This window comes from Helicobacter cinaedi CCUG 18818 = ATCC BAA-847, assembly GCF_000155475.1.
Taxonomy (GTDB): Bacteria; Campylobacterota; Campylobacteria; order Campylobacterales; family Helicobacteraceae; genus Helicobacter_C; species Helicobacter_C cinaedi.
In genome coordinates this window covers 1-2779 of the sequence record NZ_DS990408.1, presented here as the reverse complement: position 1 = coordinate 2779, position 2779 = coordinate 1, and the positions used below count along the sequence as shown (strand labels likewise).

Below are 2779 nucleotides of genomic sequence, written 5' to 3'. Positions count from 1 at the left end.
AAGAGGTGGGAGAACAACTAAAATATTTTAATAAATCCGTTATGCAGCATAGAAATATATGGAGTTGCTATTTTGTTGCACCACTTAAGGCAAGACAACAAGAAAACTTTGAACAACATTATCTCAATTATTGCATAAAACAAACTTATTTAGAGGCTATTGCTACTCTAGGGTTTAAAATGATAGATACAGAAGCCAACAGAGAAAAATGGGGCTTTAATGAAAAAATGGAAGATTTTATTGTCCCAATTATAAATGTTAATGGAGCCTATGATGTGGCAGACATAGAGTTTTTGCCTAGTTATAATCTATTTAGTAAATTTTTTGAAAACACTACCAAGGACATTATTATAGATTTTATGGCTTACAGCATTATGCAGTGGAATTACTTTCTTGTAGATGTTCGGATTAATGAGGCAAATGAGGATTTATTTGATGAAGCAGTGGAAAAATACAAAATATACTATGACAAGCTATATCAAGCTTTTAAAAAAGATAAAAAACTTAATAAATTATTAGGAAACTAAATGCCAATCAAAACAACGAATTTAAGTTATGAGGAGTTTGAGTATATATCCGATATGGAGAGATAAACTAGGAGGTTTTATGCAAAAAATTCTAATAGTCTTAGGGGTTTTCTTAATGTTAAGTATTAGTGTCAATGCCCAAAGCCCACAAGAAGCAAAACCTAGCTTTGATTGTGCTAAGGCTAGCACAAAAGTAGAAAAGATAATATGTGAAGATTCTAGTGGGGAATTACAGAATCTAGATAGATATATGGCTGAAGTCTATACGCAGTTAAGGAATGAGCTAAAAAAGTCAAGCTTGAGTGATAAAAACCAAAGATTAGATAATCTTTTGCAATCTCAAAGAAGATTTATTACTAGTGCAAACAACATTAATTCAAATAATGCAGCTAGTATCTATAAGGATTTATTTAATGAGGAGGATGAAGAACTGATACTGCGAATGGGCGGTAATGAAAAAGGTATTATTCAAAATATGTATAAGAAAAGAACCATAATCTTACTTAAGCTTTTGGGCGAAGTGCTAGATTCTAACAATAAAGAGCTGTGTGAGTATGCAAGAAAATGGAAAGATAACCAAGATGAGTGGCGAGAGATACAATATTCAGTTGATGACCCGCTCTATACGCTAGGATTCTGTCTAGGCTCTGATTATAATTACAAATATTGCACCTATGGTAAACTCACGCAGAGGCAGAAGTTTATCAATGATCGAGGCTCGTATATAGAGCCGCAAATTTATGTCAAAAAACTTGATATAGATAATGATGGGAAAAGGGAAACAATAATGCTTGTATCTGGGGATTCATCACAAACACTTTATGTCTTAACAGGCAATCAAATCAACGAAAAAGCAAGTGATAGAATCTATGGTGATGATTTGCATTTTAGTGGAGAATATACTTTTATGAATCTATGGAGCAAAATGGAAATAGGCGAGAGGATTTCATTTGTTATTAATACCTATGCACTTCCTAGCAATAAAATATCAGGACGCTTTAACTTTAGAGTGTTTGAAGCAAGCGAAGAATTTAGTTTTGATGACAAAGAATATGCAAGAATGAGCGAACAACAAAACATAGCCCCACAATTTACGGCATTGTTTTATAGTGTTATGGAGTTTCAAGGGAAAAATTATATTCGTTTAAGTAGCAATCGCTTTTGGGGAGAGAAACCAACAAAATATCCTAAGAGAATCTATCTCTTAGAGGGCAATAAAAGAGAGCTAAAATGCACTTATTAAAATAAAATTTATAGGATTGAAATGTTTGAAACAACAAAAAATACAAAGTATTTGGAAGATACCCTTGAATTGCTTAAGGTGGTTGAAGGCTTTAGAAAACTTCCCTATAACGACAAAGCAAAAGAAGATGATAGCGGGTATTTAACCATAGGTTATGGCATTAATTTGCAAGAGAGGAATTGGCTAATTGCTGTGTTAAATGAATTGGGATTATTTGGGAGTGTGATAACTTTAGATTCCATTGCAGATATAAGGGCTTTAGATAATACAGATAATAAAACTATGATTGATGAATTTTATAATATTACTAAGGAAATTGTAACAAATGATACCATAGGAAATACACGCACACAGTTGAATGGCTTATTAAAAAAATATGATAATGCACAAAGTGATTTTAAACTAACCAAAGAACAGGGCATAAAAATCAAAAAAATAGCATCTAATAACATATTTCAAAATGCTTCTAGCATCAATGATAAAACTTTAAAAATGGATAAAGAAACAAATGAATATGCGAGCATTTTGTCGTATGCTTTTAATGTTGGCATTGAATCTAGAAAATATTTTTTTAACACTTGCATAAAAGATAGATATAATCGATTCTTGGCATTTTTTACCTTGCGATATGGGGTAAATTTTCTTTTAGATAACAATAATGATAAATTTGGCATAGCTAAAAGAAGATTTTGGGAATCTGAACTTTTTGGATTTGAATATGATAATACAAAAGCCTTTAAACTTGCCATTGGTATTTTTAAAATATTAAATTTCAAATATAAACCTAGAGAAAAAGTAAATCAAGACTTTGTTGCCAAATTTCAAAAAGATTATCCCAATCAAACACATTTAGATTGGATTTTAAAATATGAAAATGACTTGTTATATGCAAATAAACCTACAAGCCCAAAACAAACTTGGCAAAAATTTTATAATCAAGATGCAATAGCAAATAATCTTGATACAAGATTGCAGAATATACAAGGTATTACTCCTAATAAAGATAATT

General features: G+C 30.8%; 2 protein-coding genes and 1 pseudogene. All 3 read left to right on the top strand.

Features of this window, described 5'->3' with window-relative positions; all coding sequences use genetic code 11:
* On the top strand, window positions 1-527 hold a 527-nt coding region (locus tag HCCG_RS12345; RefSeq protein WP_034548649.1), incomplete at its 5' end, for a hypothetical protein.
* Between the two features lie 79 nt (window positions 528-606).
* Window positions 607-1770, top strand: a complete 1164-nt coding sequence (locus HCCG_RS11260) for a lysozyme inhibitor LprI family protein (protein ID WP_015453619.1) — start codon at window positions 607-609, stop codon at window positions 1768-1770.
* 21 nt (window positions 1771-1791) lie between these two features.
* Window positions 1792-2779, top strand: a pseudogene (locus tag HCCG_RS11255) (hypothetical protein); the annotation flags it as partial.

Excerpts from the sequence above, each read along its gene's own strand:
- HCCG_RS11260 (WP_015453619.1), top strand. The coding sequence starts at position 607 with ATGCAAAAAATTCTAATAGTCTTAGGGGTTTTCTTAATGTTAAGTATT.